This window comes from Tenacibaculum sp. UWU-22, assembly GCF_041021355.1.
Classification (GTDB): domain Bacteria; phylum Bacteroidota; class Bacteroidia; order Flavobacteriales; family Flavobacteriaceae; genus Polaribacter.
In genome coordinates this window covers 702,678-720,730 of record NZ_JBFNGP010000001.1, presented here as the reverse complement: position 1 = coordinate 720,730, position 18,053 = coordinate 702,678, and the positions used below count along the sequence as shown (strand labels likewise).

21 protein-coding genes are annotated in these 18,053 nt (G+C 31.0%); 7 read left to right on the top strand and 14 right to left on the bottom strand.

The annotated features are described in order from the left end of the window. Positions 1-51: 51 nt before the first annotated feature. The 10 genes from AB2B44_RS03180 to AB2B44_RS03135 all read right to left on the bottom strand — a co-directional run bounded on the left by AB2B44_RS03180 (position 52) and on the right by AB2B44_RS03135 (position 8,217). Positions 52-969 carry a tryptophan 2,3-dioxygenase family protein gene (locus AB2B44_RS03180; protein ID WP_369048101.1) on the bottom strand — a complete coding sequence of 306 codons (918 nt, stop codon included), beginning with the start codon at positions 967-969 and terminating at the stop codon, positions 52-54. A 90-nt stretch (positions 970-1,059) separates the two neighbouring features. Further along, positions 1,060-2,220 (bottom strand): 4-hydroxyphenylpyruvate dioxygenase, encoded by a 1,161-nt coding sequence (gene hppD / locus AB2B44_RS03175; protein WP_369048100.1) that lies wholly within the window; start codon positions 2,218-2,220, stop codon positions 1,060-1,062. A 161-nt stretch (positions 2,221-2,381) separates the two neighbouring features. Continuing rightward, positions 2,382-3,536, bottom strand: coding sequence for a homogentisate 1,2-dioxygenase (locus AB2B44_RS03170; RefSeq protein WP_369048099.1), 1,155 nt, complete (start codon positions 3,534-3,536; stop codon positions 2,382-2,384). A 218-nt stretch (positions 3,537-3,754) separates the two neighbouring features. Beyond that, a complete protein-coding gene (locus tag AB2B44_RS03165) occupies positions 3,755-4,147 on the bottom strand; it encodes a VOC family protein (protein ID WP_369048098.1) in 393 nt (130 codons plus the stop codon). Between the two features lie 9 nt (positions 4,148-4,156). Continuing rightward, entirely contained in the window at positions 4,157-5,212 is a 1,056-nt protein-coding gene (locus AB2B44_RS03160) for an NAD(P)/FAD-dependent oxidoreductase (RefSeq protein ID WP_369048097.1), read from the bottom strand. A gap of 134 nt (positions 5,213-5,346) precedes the next feature. Then, entirely contained in the window at positions 5,347-5,583 is a 237-nt protein-coding gene (locus tag AB2B44_RS03155) for a NifU family protein (protein ID WP_369048096.1), read from the bottom strand. 3 nt (positions 5,584-5,586) lie between these two features. After that, positions 5,587-6,720 carry a P-loop NTPase gene (locus AB2B44_RS03150; protein ID WP_369048095.1) on the bottom strand — a complete coding sequence of 378 codons (1,134 nt, stop codon included), beginning with the start codon at positions 6,718-6,720 and terminating at the stop codon, positions 5,587-5,589. Positions 6,721-6,863: 143 nt separating this feature from the next. Further along, positions 6,864-7,199, bottom strand: a complete 336-nt coding sequence (locus AB2B44_RS03145) for an MGMT family protein (protein WP_369048094.1) — start codon at positions 7,197-7,199, stop codon at positions 6,864-6,866. Positions 7,200-7,308: 109 nt separating this feature from the next. After that, positions 7,309-7,980, bottom strand: a complete 672-nt coding sequence (gene trmB / locus AB2B44_RS03140; protein WP_369048093.1) for a tRNA (guanosine(46)-N7)-methyltransferase TrmB — start codon at positions 7,978-7,980, stop codon at positions 7,309-7,311. A gap of 15 nt (positions 7,981-7,995) precedes the next feature. Continuing rightward, a complete protein-coding gene (locus tag AB2B44_RS03135) occupies positions 7,996-8,217 on the bottom strand; it encodes a hypothetical protein (protein ID WP_369048092.1) in 222 nt (73 codons plus the stop codon). A 42-nt stretch (positions 8,218-8,259) separates the two neighbouring features. Here AB2B44_RS03135 and AB2B44_RS03130 point away from each other — a divergent pair, with 42 nt between their 5' ends. The 3 genes from AB2B44_RS03130 to AB2B44_RS03120 all read left to right on the top strand — a co-directional run bounded on the left by AB2B44_RS03130 (position 8,260) and on the right by AB2B44_RS03120 (position 10,176). Then, positions 8,260-9,174, top strand: a complete 915-nt coding sequence (locus AB2B44_RS03130) for a DUF6427 family protein (RefSeq protein ID WP_369048091.1) — start codon at positions 8,260-8,262, stop codon at positions 9,172-9,174. 209 nt (positions 9,175-9,383) lie between these two features. Continuing rightward, positions 9,384-9,848: a peptidoglycan-binding protein LysM gene (lysM, locus tag AB2B44_RS03125; RefSeq protein ID WP_369048090.1), complete on the top strand. Its 465-nt coding sequence runs from the start codon at positions 9,384-9,386 to the stop codon at positions 9,846-9,848. Positions 9,849-9,927: 79 nt separating this feature from the next. Further along, entirely contained in the window at positions 9,928-10,176 is a 249-nt protein-coding gene (locus AB2B44_RS03120; RefSeq protein WP_369048089.1) for a hypothetical protein, read from the top strand. A 137-nt stretch (positions 10,177-10,313) separates the two neighbouring features. Here the strand turns inward: AB2B44_RS03120 and AB2B44_RS03115 are convergent, their stop codons facing one another. From AB2B44_RS03115 to AB2B44_RS03105, 3 genes are all read right to left on the bottom strand, one after another. Next, entirely contained in the window at positions 10,314-10,853 is a 540-nt protein-coding gene (locus AB2B44_RS03115) for a heavy-metal-associated domain-containing protein (protein ID WP_369048088.1), read from the bottom strand. Between the two features lie 159 nt (positions 10,854-11,012). Further along, positions 11,013-12,548, bottom strand: coding sequence for an Rne/Rng family ribonuclease (locus tag AB2B44_RS03110; RefSeq protein ID WP_369048087.1), 1,536 nt, complete (start codon positions 12,546-12,548; stop codon positions 11,013-11,015). Between the two features lie 329 nt (positions 12,549-12,877). After that, positions 12,878-13,168 carry an HU family DNA-binding protein gene (locus tag AB2B44_RS03105; protein WP_369048086.1) on the bottom strand — a complete coding sequence of 97 codons (291 nt, stop codon included), beginning with the start codon at positions 13,166-13,168 and terminating at the stop codon, positions 12,878-12,880. A 135-nt stretch (positions 13,169-13,303) separates the two neighbouring features. On the opposite strand from AB2B44_RS03105, the gene mutY reads away from it, so the two are divergent. From mutY to gldD, 4 genes are all read left to right on the top strand, one after another. Next, positions 13,304-14,341: an A/G-specific adenine glycosylase gene (mutY, locus tag AB2B44_RS03100; protein WP_369048085.1), complete on the top strand. Its 1,038-nt coding sequence runs from the start codon at positions 13,304-13,306 to the stop codon at positions 14,339-14,341. A 70-nt stretch (positions 14,342-14,411) separates the two neighbouring features. Next, positions 14,412-14,846 carry a single-stranded DNA-binding protein gene (locus AB2B44_RS03095; protein WP_369048084.1) on the top strand — a complete coding sequence of 145 codons (435 nt, stop codon included), beginning with the start codon at positions 14,412-14,414 and terminating at the stop codon, positions 14,844-14,846. Between the two features lie 19 nt (positions 14,847-14,865). Beyond that, entirely contained in the window at positions 14,866-16,194 is a 1,329-nt protein-coding gene (gene gldE / locus AB2B44_RS03090) for a gliding motility-associated protein GldE (protein WP_369048083.1), read from the top strand. Beyond that, positions 16,187-16,735, top strand: a complete 549-nt coding sequence (gene gldD / locus AB2B44_RS03085; protein ID WP_369048082.1) for a gliding motility lipoprotein GldD — start codon at positions 16,187-16,189, stop codon at positions 16,733-16,735. Before gldE ends, gldD begins: the two co-directional genes overlap by 8 nt. Positions 16,736-16,763: 28 nt before the next feature. Here gldD and AB2B44_RS03080 read toward each other — a convergent pair whose 3' ends face one another. Continuing rightward, on the bottom strand, positions 16,764-17,792 hold the full coding sequence (locus AB2B44_RS03080; RefSeq protein WP_369048081.1) for a heme A synthase: 1,029 nt from the start codon (positions 17,790-17,792) through the stop codon (positions 16,764-16,766). Positions 17,793-18,053: the final 261 nt, after the last annotated feature.

Sequence of the window (18,053 nt, the reverse complement as noted above, 5' to 3'; positions counted from 1 at the left end):
TAAAACCGTAGGCAATTATTGTTCCAAAAAAGAAAAATGAGGAGCTGTTACTTAAAAGGTTCCCCAATTTTTTAATTCGTCTTCATTCCATAAATAAGGAAAGAAAATTCTTCGTTGATACTTTGGGTGTAAATATTTACGCCAATTACTACCGCCGGTAGCTTTTAAATCACCATCATCACCTCCCAAATATTTGCCTGCAGCATTGTAATGAGCCATTACCCATTTTACATTTACGGTATAGTCGTAATGACGCATTGCTTTGATTAATTCTGAATTTTCTTGAATTTCTTTTGGTAGTTGGTTAAATTTTTTTGACAAGTTACAATCGTTATAATCTTCCATAAAATCAATAAACTCACCCATATATTTTTTTTCAAATAATTTTAAAAGCGTTGTTTTTTGCCCAGTAGTATAGTTTTTCCCTGCGGCTTGCCAGTATAAATGATCATAAGCATTTTTAAATGATGAATTTCTGTCTATAGAATCTCGATAACGAGTATCAATTAAGTTTATAAGATCGGTTGAAGCAAACTCTATTTTACGATATTGTGCACTTTGAAACCCGCTGGCAGGGGTTAAAGTGTTTCTGAATTTTAGATATTGTTTCACATCCATTCCGTCTCCCATTACGTTAAATGAACTGCATAACATATCAAAATACCTGCTGATGCGCATTAAATGTTTCGAAAATTTTTCGGCAGAAATTTCTAAAGATTTGGCTACTTGATCAATTTCCCAAAGTACCATTTTAAAGAGCAATTCGTTTACTTGGTGATACATAATAAACACCATTTCATCAGGCAATGTTGTTCTTGGTATTTGTAAACCCAACAGTGCATCAGTTTGTATGTAATCCCAATAGGTTATGGGTTTGCCCCATAACAAACCTTCTAGCATAACTTCTTCGGATACACCTAATTTTTCGTATTTTTCTGCTATTAATTTTAGTATTTCTTGTTTGCTCATTTTATTGTTTTTTGAGAAAAAAGAGATGTAAAGAAAAGGATAAAAAAAGAAAAAGGCTAAAAAAAGACTTTTTCTTTTTTATCTGTTGTTTTATAAGGTGCCTCTAAGTTGTTGTTCTCTTTCGATTGATTCAAATAGCGCCTTGAAGTTTCCTGCCCCAAATCCGCGAGCCCCCATACGTTGAATAATTTCAAAAAACAAAGTTGGGCGGTCTTCTACAGGTTTGGTAAATATTTGTAATAAGTAGCCTTCTTCATCAGCATCTACCAAAATAGATAGTTCTTGTAGTTTAGAAATATCTTCTTTCATAATTTTCATGTGTTGTCCTAATCGTTCTGGAATCATGTCGTAATACGATTGTGGTGGTGGGGGTAAAAATTCTACTCCGTTCGCTTTTAATTGCGCTACTGTTTTTATAATATCGTCGGTAGCTACTGCTATATGCTGTACTCCTTCGCCTTCATAAAAATCTAAATATTCTTCTATTTGAGAACGTTTTGCTGCTTTTGCAGGTTCGTTAATTGGAAATTTTACACGACCATTGCCATTACTCATTACTTTACTCATTAAAGCAGAATATTCGGTGTGTATTTGAGTGTCGTCAAAAGATAAAAAGTTTTCAAAACCCATGATGTCTTCGTACCATTTTACCCATTTATTCATTTGTCCCCAGCCTACATTGCCTACCATGTGATCTATGTATTTTAATCCTGCATTAGGCGGGATGTAATGAGGCTTCCAAGGAATAAAACCAGGTAAAAACGTTCCTGTATAATTTTTACGTTCTACAAATATGTGTACTGTTTCTCCGTAGGTATAAATTCCTGAGCGTACCACTTGCCCATGTTCATCTGTTTCAACAGTGGGCTCCATATACGATTTGGCTCCTCTTTTGGTAGTTTCTTCCCACGATTTTCGAGCATCATCAACCCACAAAGCAATTACTTTAACACCGTCGCCATGTTTTACTAGGTGTTGGTTAATAGGTGATTTACTGTTTAAAGGAGTGGTTAACACCAATCTAATTTTATCTTGTGCCAATACATAACTTACTTGATCTTTTGATCCTGTTTCGAGCCCTTTGTAAGCTAAAGATTGAAAACCAAAGGCTGTTTTATAATAATGTGCTGCCTGTTTTGCATTGCCGACATAAAATTCGACATAATCTGTTCCTAAAAGGGGTAAAAAGTCTTGCGCTCCTTCAAATATTTTTTCTAAACCGTAGTTTACTGATTTTATTTCTTTACTCATGATGTGATAATTTGTTGGTTAGCGAATTAGCCAATATGTTAAGTAACCCAATTGGTAATAGGTTTTGAGGGGCTAATTATTTTATTTAAAAATTTAATAATTATATTTAATTTTTCTAGACTCGAGTTTGGGTCTAGATTTTCACATAAAAACAACTCCTTTTAGAGCCACGATTTGTAATAGTCTTCATCGGCTATTTTTAGGGCTTCGTCGGTTATTTTTAGAGGTTTAAAAGTATCTACCATAACGGCTAATTCATTAGTTGCTTTTTTGCCAATACTTCTTTCAACGGCTCCTGGGTGTGGTCCGTGCGGAATACCTGCTGGATGTAGCGAAATATGCCCCGAAGCAATATCATTTCTACTCATAAAATCACCGTCTACATAATACAATACTTCATCAGAATCAATATTACTATGATTGTAGGGTGCAGGAATTGCTTGTGGATGATAATCGTATAACCTAGGAACAAAGCTGCAAATTACAAAGGCATCTGTTTCAAAGGTTTGATGAATTGGTGGCGGTAAATGTATGCGTCCAGTTATGGGTTCAAAATCGTGAATTGATAAAGCATATGGGTAGTTATAGCCATCATACCCAACCACATCAAAAGGATGTGTTGCGTATACCATTTCGATAATTTCATTTTGTTTTTTTACATTGATAACAAAATTTCCTTTTTCGTTATGGGTTTCTAATTCTTCGGGTCTACGAATATCACGTTCGCAAAATGGCGAATGTTCTAACAATTGCCCAAACCAGTTTCGATAACGTTTAGGGGTGTATACAGGGTTGTATGATTCGACAATAAATAACCGATTATCTTCGGTGTTAAAATCGAGTTTATAAATAATTCCACGAGGAATTACTAGGTAGTCACCATATTTAAAGTTTAAATTACCCAACATGGTACGTAATTTTCCGGTTCCTTTATGAACAAATATTACCTCGTCGGCATCGGCATTTTTATAAAAATAACTTTTGGTAGATTGCTTAGGCGCGGCTAAAATAATGTTACAATCGGTATTGGTAAGCACTATTTTTCGGCTTTGTAAATAGTCGTTTTCTGGTGAAACTTGAAATCCTCTAAACCGATATGATTGAACATTGTTTTGTTTTACCACTTTTGGTGCAACCGAATATTGTTTTCGAATTTCTTTAACCATTGTGGGTCTGTGCTCGTGGTAGCTGTTGGTTGACATTCCGTCAAAACCAATTGTGCCAAACAACTGCTCATGATATAAACTTCCGTCTTTTTTACGAAATTGAGTGTGTCGTTTATGTGGAATTTTTCCTAACTTATGATAAAAAGGCATTTTAAACGGGTTTAATTTATTAACATAACAATCAATAGCTGTTGATTGTACATTTGTAATTATTTAACGCAAAATGATGCCTTATTCAGGATTCCGTTTTATCATAAATTTTAAATACGATAAAAGGTCTAACCAGTACATTTATAGATTTTTATTTGTTGTTCTACAAATATACAGAAAGTTTTAATGATTTTGAATAGTTGCTGGTTTGTGGTATTTTACTTTTTTGCTAGATTATATGCAGTGAGTTGTTTCTCAAATTTGTCGGAGTCTTTAAAAGCACAGAGGTTTTTGTCTGGGTCAAAAAATTTAGCTACTGTACCCCAAGAGTGTTCTTGATAATCAACTTTAATGCCTTTTGAAACCAGTTTTTGTGCGTATGTTTTTACATCAGAAACATTTATTCTTAAACAGGTTTTAATTCTTTGATGATGATTAACAGTTGCTTCTTTATGATCTTTTTCTACCATTAAATAACTGCCTCCAAACTCAAAACAAGTTAGTGTTTTCGTTGTAAACAGTATTTTTAATTCAAGAATATTACTATAAAAATCGATGCATTTTTTGTAGTTAATGGTATATAGTATAATCCCTGTTCTATCAAATGTCATTTTTAAAAATTACTCAATTTTTTTAATCACTGCTTTAGGAGCTTCTTTACGAGTTCCGTCAAACCCATCAACCCCACCAACAGTTGTATATTTCATCACGTATTTTTTATCAGGATGAATTCGTTTATACGCGCTTTGACACATTAAAGTAGCCTCGTGAAATCCACATAAAATCAACTTTAGTTTTCCAGGATAGGTATTTACATCGCCAATGGCATAAATACCTTCAGTGTTAGTTTGGTAATCTAAAGCATTGTTTACTTTAATGGCATTTTTTTCAATTTCTAATCCCCAATTAGCTATAGGGCCTAATTTAGGCGATAACCCGAAAAGGGGTATAAAATGATCGGTATCAATAATAAAAGGAGTTTCGCCTACTTTTTCTACGGCAACTCCTGTAACTTTATCGCTGCCCAAAATTCCTTTTACTTCGGCAGGGGTAATCAAATTAATTTTTCCTAAATTTTTTAATTCTTGTACTTTATCAACCGAGTCTAAAGCACCTCTAAATTCATTTCTTCGGTGAATTAAGGTAACTGATTTAGCGACATCGGTTAAAAAGATAGACCAATCTAAAGCAGAATCGCCTCCACCAGCAATTACTACATTTTTATTTCGATACATCTCAGGGTCTTTAATCATATATTCAACCCCTTTATTTTCAAAATGGCTAATATTATCAATAGGTGGTTTTCTAGGTTCAAAACTACCTAATCCACCAGCAATTGCTACTACAGGGGCTTGGTGTTTTGTACCTTTATTAGTGGTTACAATAAACGTTCCGTCATCTTGCTTTTCAATGGTATCAGCACGTTCGCCTAGTGTAAAACCGGGTTCAAATTGTTTAATTTGTTCTAGTAATTTATGGGTTAAGTCACCTGCTAAAATTTCTGGATAGGCAGGGATGTCATAGATTGGTTTTTTGGGATAAATTTCTGAACACTGCCCTCCAGGTTGTGGTAAAGCATCAATTAAATGACAACGAAGTTTTAATAACCCTGCTTCAAAAACGGTAAATAGTCCTGTAGGACCTGCGCCAATAATTAGTATATCGGTCTGTATCATTATTTTTATTTTTTAAACCAATCTAGTTTTAAAACTAGAAGAGGTCTTTTTTTTTTAGTAAATTAGTTATGTAAAATGATATAATTGTTTTACTATCATTTTAAAAAAGAAATTAAAAAAAAACGGATTTTTAATTATTCAATATTAATAACTCTTTGTATTTCTGGCGCATATTTTTTAATAGTAGCTTCTACACCATTTTTAAGCGTCATTTGATTTACCGAACAACCTGTACAAGCCCCTTCTAATTGTACTTCTACGGTATTGTCTTTTATTGAGACTAACTTTATGTTGCCTCCGTCGTTTAGTAAAAATGGACGAATTTCATCCAGCGCTTTTTTTACATTAGTTAGTGTTTTTTGTGCTGTCATTTTTTAACTTTTTACAGTGCTACAACCGCTCATTGTTGTAATTCGTACGATTTCTGTTGGGGGTAAATTGGCATTTCTTTTTAATAATTCAGACACCATTTCTTTAGTTATTTCAGAAAATGCTTTTTCTAAAGGAGTATTTTCTTGTAAAGCTACAGGATGCCCTACATCGCTAGCTTCACGAATACTTTCTACTAAAGGTATTTCTCCTAAAAAACGAGTTTCGATGTCTTGAGCTAAATTTTTAGCTCCATTTTTACCAAAAATATAATATTTGTTTTCAGGTAATTCAGCAGGGGTAAAGTAGGCCATGTTTTCTACTATTCCTAGCACAGGCACATTAATACTTTCTTGTTTAAACATAGCTACACCTTTCTTAGCATCAGCAAGGGCAATATTTTGTGGGGTGCTTACTACAACGGCACCGTTAATAGGTAATGCTTGTACGATAGATAAATGTACATCTCCTGTGCCTGGAGGCAAGTCAATCAATAAAAAATCGAGTTCTCCCCAATCAGCATCAAAAATTAATTGGTTTAAAGCTTTTGAGGCCATAGGGCCACGCCAAATTACAGCTTGATTTGGGTTGGTGAAAAAACCTAATGATAGCAGTTTTACGCCATAATTTTCTATGGGCTTCATTTTAGAACGTCCATCTACTTTAACAGCTAATGGTTTTTCGTTTTCTACATCAAACATTAAATGTTGAGAAGGCCCATATACGTCGGCATCTAAAACCCCTACATTAAATCCCATTTTAGTTAAAGAAATTGCCATATTAGCTGTGATAGTTGATTTTCCTACGCCTCCTTTTCCAGAAGCTACAGCAATAATATTTTTAATATTTGGAATTTCTTTTCCTCGAATCTGATTTGGGTTTTCTTTTTCTGAAACTTCTACTTTCACATTTACTTTTACATTAATTTTTTGATCAACGTGTTGGTGAATGGCTTTCATAATTTCAACCTCAACTTTCTTTTTTGCTTGTAACGAAGGGTTTGTAATACTTACATCTACAATTGCCTCATTATCAAAAATTACTACATTGGTTATGTTTTTGTTTTCTACTAAACTTTTACCTTCTCCCGGGGCTGTTATGGTTTCTAAAGCCTTATATATTTGTTGTTTTTTTGTCATTGTAGTTGTTTGCTTTATACGACTAAGTAATAGAAGTTATTTTTAATTAAAATAAACCTTGCAAAGATACACTATAGAATGCAGATAATAAAGAGTTTAAAAGTGAATGTTAATAGCCTTTTGAGGCGGGTTATAAACGTGTTTTAAATTATTTGGGATAACTCTTGACTTGGATTCCAAAAAACATTTTCAAAATCTTGAATTTGATTGTCAATTACTTTAATGCCTTCACTTTCTAGAAGCTGTTGCATTAGGTTGGTTCCGTTAAAATGATGTTTGCCTGTTAATAGCCCTTTTCTATTTACCACACGATGAGCTGGCATATCTTTTTTTGACGAGTTGTTCATTGCCCAGCCAACCATACGTGCTGAACGAGCGGTTCCTAAATAGGTGGCAATAGCCCCGTAACTCGTTACTCTTCCATAGGGAATTAACTGTACTACTTCATATACTTTTTCGTAAAAGTTTTTATTTGTCATAAAAGTGTAAATGTAATATTCTTTTTAAAAAAAGAGAAACAATCGATACTTTATGGTTTTGAAACTGTTTTAAGTACCTTTTACGGTGTAAAGGAGTATAAAAACGGAATTAATAATTCAGTTTAAACTTGATATAGGTAATTGGTTTTCCTTTTTCTAGGTATTGTTTTTCGTAAAAAGTTTGTGTGGCTGTTACTTCTTCAGGGCTGTATACATTTTTATATACATCGTGATTGGCATGTAAAATTTTATGCCCTTCGCCATGTAGTAAACCTAAAGTATAGCCATGCATAAACTCGCTATCTGTTTTTAGATTAACAACGCCATCGGAATTTAAAATGCGGTGGTATTTTTTTAAAAAATCAGTATTGGTTAAGCGGTGTTTGGTTCGCTTATATTTAATCTGTGGGTCGGGGAAAGTTATCCAAATTTCAGAAACTTCATTTTCGCCAAAAATAAAATCAACCAATTCTATTTGAGTTCTAATAAAGGCTACATTTTTTAACTCTTTTTCTATTGCGGTTTTTGCTCCACGCCAAAATCGAGCTCCTTTAATATCAATTCCAATAAAATTTTTGTCTGGATTTTTTTTAGCTAAGGCAATTGTATATTCGCCTTTTCCACAGCCTAGTTCTAAAACTATTGGATGGTTGTTTTTAAAAAAAGTATGCCATTTGCCTTGATGCGAAAAGTTGTTAATAACTTCTTCTCGAGTTGGTTGAATAACATTTGCAAACGTTTCGTTTTCTTTAAAACGTTTTAGCTTGTTTTTACTTCCCAAAATTTATCAAGTAAATTAAGCTTTGTCTTCTTTTCCTTCTCTTTTAAAGCGAGCAGAAGTTTTCATCCAATATGCAAATAGCACGAATAAGATTATTAAAAAAATCCAATTAACTAAATTAGAAATCCACCAACCTTTATCTGCTTTTGCTAAAGTTAAGCGTATCCATTCAAATGGTAAGAATAAAAAATTGGTAAATAAGTCACCAATCCATTTAAAAATATTGCCTGCTATCATAACTTAAGTATATTTACGGTGCAAAAATATAAAAAAGAAACAATGTTAGGTAATTTTTTTAGCAAATCTAAACCAATAACATTTGTAGCCCTTTTGGGGTTGTTTATGGTGTTTTTTACAATTGCCTTAATAAACAAGGTTTCAGTTTCTTTTTTATTTGAAAATACGTGGCTTAATGTTTTTAGTTATGGTGTTCTTTTAGTATTAAATTTTGCCTTTTTTCTTTTTATTGATAAAAAAAATAAACTGTCACCTGACAATGCCTATGCTTTTCTTTTTTTTATTTTATGTATAACTGCTATTCCAGAGAGTTTTTTAAACGAAAAAACGCTTTTAGTTAATGCTTTATTGTTTCTTTTTTTTAGAAAAATATATAGTCTGCAAAATTCAAAACAGAGTATTCAAAAATTATTTGACGGTGTTTTTTGGTTAAGTATTACTTTTATTATAGAACCGAATACTTTGGTTTTTATTATTTTACTATATGCAAGTATTTTTATGTATAAAAAGCCAACCATTCAAATATTAATAGTGCCTCTGGTTACTTTTTTAATTCCTGTTTTTTTATATTTTACATATTGTTTTTGGTATAATGAAACAGAAAATTTTTATAATCTTTTTAATTGGAAAGTTAGTTTAAATTATGATTATTCTCATATAGAAATGTTATTGTTTATAGGCTTTTTTACTCTTATATCGTTGTTTTATAAAACGCCAAAAGCAATAGCGATAAGCAATAGATTCAAAAAAAATTGGATTTTAATTTCAACACACTTTTTAGTCGCTGTTTTTTTTGCTTTATTTCTAAGTCAGGGTAATAAAAGTGAGTGGTTATATGCTTTTTTTTCTATAGCGATTATACTTGCTAACGGATTACAACTCATTAATAAAGAATGGATTAAAGACTTTATAATTGTCTTATTTTTACTTAATGCCCTTTTAGGTAATTTTTTGTAAAACGGTTGTATGTAATAAGTATAGTTGTTTTTTGAAAAAAATAACTCATTTTAAATAGCAGACATTACTAAAAAATGCTTTTACAAAAGGGAGTATTATAAAATGTATTTTTTCGATTGTATTTTACAACTCATAATTTATATTGTAGTATAAAAGTTGTATATTGTGCAGTAAAATATTTTATATTAATCAATAAAAAAACAAGTAAAATGGGATTATTTTCGTTTATTAAAAATGCTGGTGCTAAGGTGTTTGGCATAGGAAAAACAACAGAAGAAGAAGCTGCAGAAAAAGCTGCAAAATTAGCAGATGCGGTAAAATCATTAGAATTACCAGTTGAAAACTTATCAATAGAGGTAGATGATGATACTGCAACTGTTTATGGTGAAGCGGCTGATTTAGCAACTAAAGAAAAAGTGGTTTTAGTAGTTGGAAATACTGAGGGTATTGCTTCAGTAGATGATAAAATGACGGTTGCTGAAGCTGTAAATGAAGCCGCAATGGCTCAATTTCATACTGTTGAGAAAGGAGACACTTTAGGTAAGATAGCTAAAGAATATTATGGTAATGCAATGAAGTACCCTGTAATTTTTGAGGCAAATAAACCGATGCTTAAAGATCCAGATAAAATTTATCCTGGTCAAGTACTAAGAATACCTCCTTTAGTAGACTAATTAAGCATATTCAAAAGATAGTAAAACTGCCTAAAAAGTATTTTTAGGCAGTTTTGTTTTATCATTTAATTTTATGGGTATGAAAGTAGTGTTAAAAATATTGTTCATCGTTTTTTTAGTTTGGATGGCAACAGGTATTTATTTATTAAAAACGAATCATAAAAATGCACAAATAGTAATTGGTTTAGCGGTATTATATATGACTTTTGTTTTAATGCCATTGTTTATTTATTATCGGTATAAAAACGGGAAGTATAAAAAATATATATTAAATGATACTAAAATTAAAGAGTGGATAAATGACGAAGAAGGTTCTTCTAAAAACTAACGTTTAATGGCTTGTGGCTATTGGCAACTATTTATGCTTTGTTTAGCGTTAAAAAAATAAGTCATTAACAAATTTAAATTTGTTAATGACTTATCAAAATATAGTAGTAGTCTAGTATGCTACTTAAATATTAAGGTTTATGCTTTTGTTTCGGTATTGCAACAAGCTTTTTTGCAATCGCCTTTACATTCTTTTTTGTCTTTCGCTGTGCAATTCATCTTCTTGCAATCGCCATTACATTCTTTCTTGTCTTTTGACGTGCAATTCATCTTCATAGAATCACCTTTACACTCTTTTTTGTCTTTTGATTTGCAGCTAGCGTTTGAGGCTTTATAGTTAGTAGCTTTTGAAGCCTTGTACAATTTACCATCACCAATATTATCAATAAAAGCAATTAAAGAGGCATCGTTAAGTTTTGAGGCATCATATTGTATGGTGGCAATACTGTCGGCAAAAACTACTTTTGCATCAACAACGCCTTCTTTTTTTGATAGTTTAGATTGAATTGTTCTGGCGCAACCAATTTCACAAGTCATTCCAGAAATATTTAAAACTGTTTTTTTGATGTTGTTGGTAGCAACTTCTTTAGTGGTCTCTGTTTTTTTGTCAGTATTTTTACAGGCTGTTAAAGCTAAAAAAGCAAAAACAAAAACAGATATAATTTTGTGTGTTTTCATTTAAATATATTTTATTGTTTAATAATCGAATAAACCTTTGCAAAGGTACTAAATATATGACTTTAATTAATAAAGGTTTCTGATTTTTACTTAGTTAAGCAAAAAAAAAAAGAGACTGTCTAAATAAGACAGTCTCTTTGATTTGATATATAAAATGCCTTACTTATTTTTATAATAAAATTTATAGTGTAAGTATGTGTAAGCATCTCTAGGTAAAATTTTAATCCACTTTTTATATTTTAAAAACCAATTAAATCGAATAGAATTTACTCCTTTAGTTAAATAGGCAGCAATAAAAGGGTGTACATTTAGCGTAATTTCTTTATATTTTTTTGTACCGTTTAAAAGACGGTCTAAATCTGCTTCTATTTTGTCTATTAATACAATAGGAGCTTCTACTTCTCCATTTTTATTAGGGTTCGATTCTGTTGTTTTTATATGCATTTCTGGGCGAACGCGTTGACGAGTAATTTGTACCAATCCAAATTTACTAGGGGGTAAAATTTTATGTTTTGTGCGGTCAAAAGACATTTCGTCTTTTAAAAATTGATATAGTCGTTGTCGGTTTTCTGTAGATTTCATATCAATAAAATCAACCACAATAATACCTCCCATATCACGTAATTGTAATTGGCGAGCAATTTCACTAGCGGCAATTAAATTTACTTCTAAAGCCGTTTCTTCTTGATTATTTGCTTTATTAGATCGATTGCCACTGTTAACATCGATAACATGTAGTGCTTCGGTATGTTCTATTACCAAATAAGCACCTTTGCTCATTGAAACGGTTTTGCCAAACGATGTTTTTATTTGTCGCTCTATTCCATATTTTTCAAAAATAGGTGTTTTAGAGCGGTGTAGTTTTACAATGTTTTCTTTTTCGGGATAAATTTCTTGTAAATACTCTTTAATTTCAACCTTTAAGGTCTCATCATTTGTAATAATACTCGTAAAAGAATCGTTCATCACATCTCTTAAAATAGAAGATGCTCTATTTAACTCACTTAAAATTTTTGTAGGTGTATTTGTGTTTGCAATTCGTTTACACATGGTTTTCCAACGCTCAAGCGAGTTTTGTAAGTCTTTGTCTAATTCGGCTACCTTTTTGCCTTCGGCTACCGTTCGTAAAATTACACCAAACCCTTTAGGTCTAATGCTTTTTGCTAATTTTTTTAAGCGTTCTTTTTCATTTGGGTCTGCTATTTTTTGTGACACCGAAATTCTGTTAGAAAAAGGAACTAAAACTAAAAATCTACCAGCTATAGAGAGCTCTGAACTTATACGTGGCCCCTTGGTAGAAATAGGTTCTTTTACAATTTGTACTAATAAATTTTGCCCAGTTTTTAGTACGTCGTTAATACTTCCGTTTTTATCTATATCTTCTTCGAAACGAAAGTTTTTTAAAGTGAATTCTTTATATTTACCTGTACTTACTTTTTTTATAAATTTACTTAAAGATAGTACTTGTGGCCCTAAATCGTGATAATGTAAAAACCCATCTTTTGGGTATCCTACATTTACAAAAGCGGCATTTAATCCGGTAAGTATTTTTCCAATTTTTGCTAAAAAAATATCACCTACCGAAAATTTGCTGTCGTTTGTTTCTTTATTTAGTTCAATAAGTTTGCCATCTCTTAATAAGGCAAAATCAATATCAGATGAATTGGAACGAATAATTAATTCTGTTTTTTTCATTCTGAAATGTTTTGTGCCAACACGCTAGATTTATAAATCTACAGTGCAGGCGAGATTAATTTTTGTGTACAGATATATTGTTTTTTTAAATTAAAAAAACAATAGTAAATACCAAACGAAGTTTATTAAAATTAATAAAACTTCTATGTCAAAGAACTTTGCAAAATACAAAACTGAAAAAGTAAGCTATTGCTTACTTTTTCTTATGACGGTTTGCTCTTGCTCTTTTTTTACGTTTGTGTGTAGAGATTTTTGCTCTTTTTCGTTTTTTACCACTTGGCATAATTAAAAATGTTGTTTTAAAACCCTTTAAAGGGCAAGTTAATACTTTATTTTACAGCTACCTTTGCTTTAACGCTATTTGTAAATACTTTAGCAGGTTTAAAGGCAGGGATGTTGTGTGCGGGTATTTTAATAGTTGTGTTTTTAGAAATATTTCTACCCTTTTTTTCTGCTCTAGTTTTAATTATAAAACTACCAAAACCTCTTAGGTAAACGTTATTTCCATTTTCTAATGCTCCTTTTACCTCATTCATAAACGCTTCAACGGTTGTTAAAACGTCTGCTTTTTCAATTCCTGATTTTTCCGAAATCTTCGATATGATATCTGCTTTTGTCATTGTGGATATTTCGTTGTGTTAAGTTTTAATTTTTGAGGATGCAAATATATGATAATTAATCTATTCCGAAAAAAATTAATCTTTAAAATTATCTAACTATTTTATAGTAATATTGCGCAACGCTTTTTAATAGTTATGATTTTTTCTAACACATTAATTTTTTGGTATTTGCAAAATCAACGCGATTTACCTTGGCGAAAAACAAAAGAACCTTATTATGTTTGGCTTAGCGAAATTATTTTGCAGCAAACAAGGGTGGCGCAGGGCACACCTTATTTTTTAAAATTTACAGAGGCTTTTCCAACTGTTTTCGATCTTGCTAAGGCAAACGAACACACGGTTTTAAAACTATGGCAAGGTTTAGGTTATTATTCTCGGGCAAGAAATTTGCATTTTTCAGCAAAATATATTGTAGATAAATTAGATGGAAAATTTCCAGATAGTTATAATGATTTGCTACAATTAAAAGGAGTTGGTGATTATACTGCTGCAGCAATAGCTTCGATATGTTTTGATGAACCTACGGCTGTTGTTGATGGAAATGTATATCGCGTATTAGCACGTTATTTTGGAATAAAAACGCCTATAAATTCAACAGCAGGTAAAAAAGAATTTAAAGCATTAGCACAAAAACTTATTAATTTGAAACAACCTGGGTTATATAATCAGGCAATTATGGAGTTTGGTGCGTTGCACTGTAAACCTAAAAACCCTTTTTGTGCCGACTGCGTATTGGCTTCGAGTTGTGTGGCTTTAAATGAAAAGCAAATTCAAAATCTTCCAGTAAAAGAAAAAAAAGCGACAATAAAGCATCGTTATTTTAACTATTTAGTTGTTGTTACAGCTGATAATAAAACAGTGTTTGAAAAGCGAAAAAACAAAGATGTTTGGCAGGGGTTATATCAGTTTCCTTTAATTGAAACTTCAAAATATATTAACGAAGAAGAACTAATTTTCACCAATACATTTTCTGATTTGTTTTCTTCGAAAACAAGCGTTTCGTTATTTAATCAAAATAAAATTGTTCATAAGCTCTCTCATCAACATATTCATACTCGCTTTTGGATTGTAGAAACCAAACAGGGATTAAAAAATGCAATTTCTTGGAAAAACGTTAAAAAATATCCTGTTTCTATTTTAATTGCTAATTTTTTAAAAGAATTCATAAATTAATTTCTATCTTTGGTACGTTTAGTAGACAATTGGTTTTAACGACTGATAAAGAAAAAGAATCTTGTAAATTATGGCAGGAACCGTTAACAAAGTAATATTGATTGGGCATTTAGGTGACGAAGTAAAAATGCATTATTTCGATGGAGGTAACTCTATTGGGCGTTTTCCTTTGGCAACTAATGAAACCTATACAAACCGACAAACAGGTGAACGAGTTACCAATACCGATTGGCACAATATTGTGGTACGTAATAAGTTGGCAGAGATTTGTGAAAAATACCTTACTAAAGGAGATAGAATTTATGTTGAAGGTCGTATAAAAAACCGACAATATGAGGTAGATGGGCAAAAGCGATATACTACTGAAATTCATGTACAAGACATGACAATGCTAGCGACAAAGAAAGATTCTAATGCTGTTATTTCTGCTACACCCAGTCAGCCTAAAATAGACGAGCCGAATAAGAAAAATGACGCTTTTGAAGACGACGATTTGCCTTTTTAGTTTAACCAAAATGTAATTATTGGATCCTGATTCCGACTTTTTTTTATCTATTTTTTTAGCTATTCCTTTTATGGCAATAGTTAATGGTGTTTTATTAATAATATTATTGATTTTGTCGGCTTTAATCTCTGGAGCCGAAGTGTCTTTTTTTTCGCTTTCACAAAGTCAGTTAGATTCGCTTTCAAACAATTCAAAGCAACAAAATTTAGTTGTTAAACTATTAGAAAGACCTAAAAAATTACTAGCAACTATACTTATTACCAATAACTTTATAAATATTTTAATTGTACTGTTATTTGCTACCTTAACCGATAAATTTTTTGGCAATTTTAATTACACCATCAATTTTTATTTTTTTAAAATTTCAGTACGTTTTTTATTAGAAGTGGTGTTGGTTACATTTCTTATTTTATTGTTTGGAGAAGTGTTGCCTAAAGTTTATGCGAGTAGAAAATCGTTGCAATTTTCGGCTATTATGGCGAAACCTATTAATTTTTTAAACACGCTTTTAACCCCCTTAAGTTACCCTTTAATAAACTTAACAAGTGTAATAGAAAATCGATTGGGAGGTAAAAACACTAATTTATCGGTAGAAAAACTTTCGCAGGCTCTTGAGTTAACCGTTTCTGACGAAACCACTAGAGATGAGCAAAAAATTTTAGAAGGCATTGTAAGTTTTGGAAATACCGAAACGGTGCAAATTATGAAGCCGCGAACCGATGTTTTTGCTATTCCAGATAATGAATTGTACGAAAATGTTTTAAAAAAAATATTAAAAAAAGGCTATTCTAGAAATCCTGTTTACCATGAATCTATTGATAATGTTGTCGGTGTTTTATATGCTAAAGATTTGTTAGAGCACTTAAATAAAAAGGGTTTTAAATGGCAAAAATTGTTGCGAGAACCTATTTTTGTGCCAGAAAATAAAAAGTTAGATGATTTGTTAATTGAATTTCAAGAGAAAAAAAATCACTTAGCTATCGTGGTTGATGAGTATGGTGGCACCAGCGGTATTGTAACTTTAGATGATGTTATTAAAGAAATTGTAGGCGATATAAATGATGAGTTTGACGATGATAATTTAATGTATTCTAAATTAGATAATAATACGTATATTTTTGAAGGAAAAACTACGATAAAAGATTTTTGTCGAGTGTTAGATGATGAAGATGAAGAAAAATTTGAACAAGAAAAGGGAGAAAGTGAAACCCTAGCAGGTTTTATTTTAGAAATATCGGGTAAATTTCCGAAAAAAGGAGAAAAAATAAACTTTGCTGACTATACGTTTATTATTGAAGTTGTAGATAGAAAAAGGATAAAACAACTTAAGGTAACTAAAAATGCGTAGTTTAATTATTTTTTTTGCAATTGCTGTTTTGTTTTCTTGTAACGACGAAACTTTACCTAAGCCTAAAGGATATTTAAGTTTACAGTATCCTGAAAATACGTATGTAAAATTACCGATAAAAAGACCGTATACTTTTGAAATACCGAGTGATTCAAAAGTAAAAGATTTACCAAAAAACTGGATAAATATTGAGTATCCAAAATTAAAAGCATCAATTGATATTACTTATCGCCCTGTAAAAAACAATTTAAAAGAACTGTTTATGGAGGCTGAAAAATTGGTGTTTGAACACACAATAAAGGCAGATCAAATTTCTTCAGTTAATTACGCTAACAAAAAAAATAAAGTGTACGGAAAGCTATTTGATATTACAGGAAATTCAGCATCACAAGTGCAATTTCACGTAACTGATAGCACAAAACATTTTTTAAAAGCCTCTCTTTTTTTTAATGCTAAACCTAATTACGATTCTATTTTACCTGCTGTTGCATATATTAAAAAAGATATGGTTAGAATGATGGAAACCTTAAAGTGGCAATAATATAGGTAGTGATTTACAATTCAGAAAATTACTTCGTTATTAAGTTTGCTTTTCGTGATTGTAACCATAAGTAAAACTGTAATCCAAATAAAATAGACCCTGTAAGCAAGTGAACAGCTTGTGTGCCTATTGGAAATTCGGCATAATACATTATAATACCTGTTATTGTTTCTAAAAAAATTAGCCCTACAATCCAGTTTACAAGTTTATAGCCTAGATTTTTAACCTGATTTAAATAAAAAAGTGCAATGTTTACCAGTATAATTGCAATGGTAAATGACCTATGAAAATAAAATTTAAAACTGGGGTTTAATAAGCTATATTGTTTGTTTTCAAAGCCATATAATTTTACTTGTTCGTCAATAAATTGCCTAACCTGTGTTCCAAAAGCAATTTGAATTAACGAAAAAATTACCGAAACAATTAATAGCTTGTTAAATAACGAGTTGTATTTAAACGTCATTTTTTTATTAGATACAATAAATAATAATTTTAATAGTATCATAATAACAACTAACCCAGCTATCATATGAAGAGTAATAATTGTTGGTTTTAAATTAGAATCAACCACTGTTTTACCCAACCACGCTTCAAATAAAATTAAAAAGAAGGCGCTAAAAGCAAGTAAGGGAATAGTTTTGTTTTCTTTTCGAAATTGAATAGAAAAAATAAGTAATAATAAAAACGGAATTCCAGCTAAAGCCGAGGTTAAGCGGTTAACATACTCTGTCCAAGTATGGTATTTATTAAATTTAGCGTAATTATGTTTTGTGTATTTTTTCCAGTTTTCAGAATTAAATTCAGCATTCGTTTTTACCGTATGTTGCGCTACAAAAAGAGATTCGTTTTTAATAATAATCATTCCTTTTTTAAATTCGGTATTGGGTTTCCACATAATTTGCTCTACCGAAGTAGGCGGAATATATTGTCCAAAACATTTAGGCCAATCAGGGCATCCCATGCCTGCCCCTGTCATACGAACCACAGCTCCTGCTAAAAAAATTAAATATATAGCGGCGATAGTAATTTTAATAAGTAGTGGAAACTTTTTTTTCATTTAAGAAAATTATTTTTGATGAGTCGATATTCAGTATTTAGCTTTATTAAAAACTAAAAAAAAGAGATTGATAAATTTTTTACAAAGGTAAGTTTAAAATCATAAAAAACTTTTTATTGAAATAAGTTTTATCGCCATTTAATCTAATGTGTATAAAACATTGTTTCTGTAATTTTTTTATGTTATTCTTGATTTTTTAATTTAGGTTTATATTTGAAAAAATAATTCATCGTTTTAAACGGCATAAAATTTTTAATTACC

Excerpts from the sequence above, each read along its gene's own strand:
- AB2B44_RS03180 (WP_369048101.1), bottom strand. The coding sequence starts at position 969 with ATGAGCAAACAAGAAATACTAAAATTAATAGCAGAAAAATACGAAAAA.
- hppD (WP_369048100.1), bottom strand. The coding sequence starts at position 2,220 with ATGAGTAAAGAAATAAAATCAGTAAACTACGGTTTAGAAAAAATATTT.
- AB2B44_RS03170 (WP_369048099.1), bottom strand. The coding sequence starts at position 3,536 with ATGCCTTTTTATCATAAGTTAGGAAAAATTCCACATAAACGACACACT.
- AB2B44_RS03165 (WP_369048098.1), bottom strand. The coding sequence starts at position 4,147 with ATGACATTTGATAGAACAGGGATTATACTATATACCATTAACTACAAA.
- AB2B44_RS03160 (WP_369048097.1), bottom strand. The coding sequence starts at position 5,212 with ATGATACAGACCGATATACTAATTATTGGCGCAGGTCCTACAGGACTA.
- AB2B44_RS03155 (WP_369048096.1), bottom strand. The coding sequence starts at position 5,583 with ATGACAGCACAAAAAACACTAACTAATGTAAAAAAAGCGCTGGATGAA.
- AB2B44_RS03150 (WP_369048095.1), bottom strand. The coding sequence starts at position 6,720 with ATGACAAAAAAACAACAAATATATAAGGCTTTAGAAACCATAACAGCC.
- AB2B44_RS03145 (WP_369048094.1), bottom strand. The coding sequence starts at position 7,199 with ATGACAAATAAAAACTTTTACGAAAAAGTATATGAAGTAGTACAGTTA.
- AB2B44_RS03135 (WP_369048092.1), bottom strand. The coding sequence starts at position 8,217 with ATGATAGCAGGCAATATTTTTAAATGGATTGGTGACTTATTTACCAAT.
- AB2B44_RS03130 (WP_369048091.1), top strand. The coding sequence starts at position 8,260 with ATGTTAGGTAATTTTTTTAGCAAATCTAAACCAATAACATTTGTAGCC.
- lysM (WP_369048090.1), top strand. The coding sequence starts at position 9,384 with ATGGGATTATTTTCGTTTATTAAAAATGCTGGTGCTAAGGTGTTTGGC.
- AB2B44_RS03120 (WP_369048089.1), top strand. The coding sequence starts at position 9,928 with ATGAAAGTAGTGTTAAAAATATTGTTCATCGTTTTTTTAGTTTGGATG.
- AB2B44_RS03115 (WP_369048088.1), bottom strand. The coding sequence starts at position 10,853 with ATGAAAACACACAAAATTATATCTGTTTTTGTTTTTGCTTTTTTAGCT.
- AB2B44_RS03110 (WP_369048087.1), bottom strand. The coding sequence starts at position 12,548 with ATGAAAAAAACAGAATTAATTATTCGTTCCAATTCATCTGATATTGAT.
- AB2B44_RS03105 (WP_369048086.1), bottom strand. The coding sequence starts at position 13,168 with ATGACAAAAGCAGATATCATATCGAAGATTTCGGAAAAATCAGGAATT.
- mutY (WP_369048085.1), top strand. The coding sequence starts at position 13,304 with ATGATTTTTTCTAACACATTAATTTTTTGGTATTTGCAAAATCAACGC.
- AB2B44_RS03095 (WP_369048084.1), top strand. The coding sequence starts at position 14,412 with ATGGCAGGAACCGTTAACAAAGTAATATTGATTGGGCATTTAGGTGAC.
- gldD (WP_369048082.1), top strand. The coding sequence starts at position 16,187 with ATGCGTAGTTTAATTATTTTTTTTGCAATTGCTGTTTTGTTTTCTTGT.
- AB2B44_RS03080 (WP_369048081.1), bottom strand. The coding sequence starts at position 17,792 with ATGAAAAAAAAGTTTCCACTACTTATTAAAATTACTATCGCCGCTATA.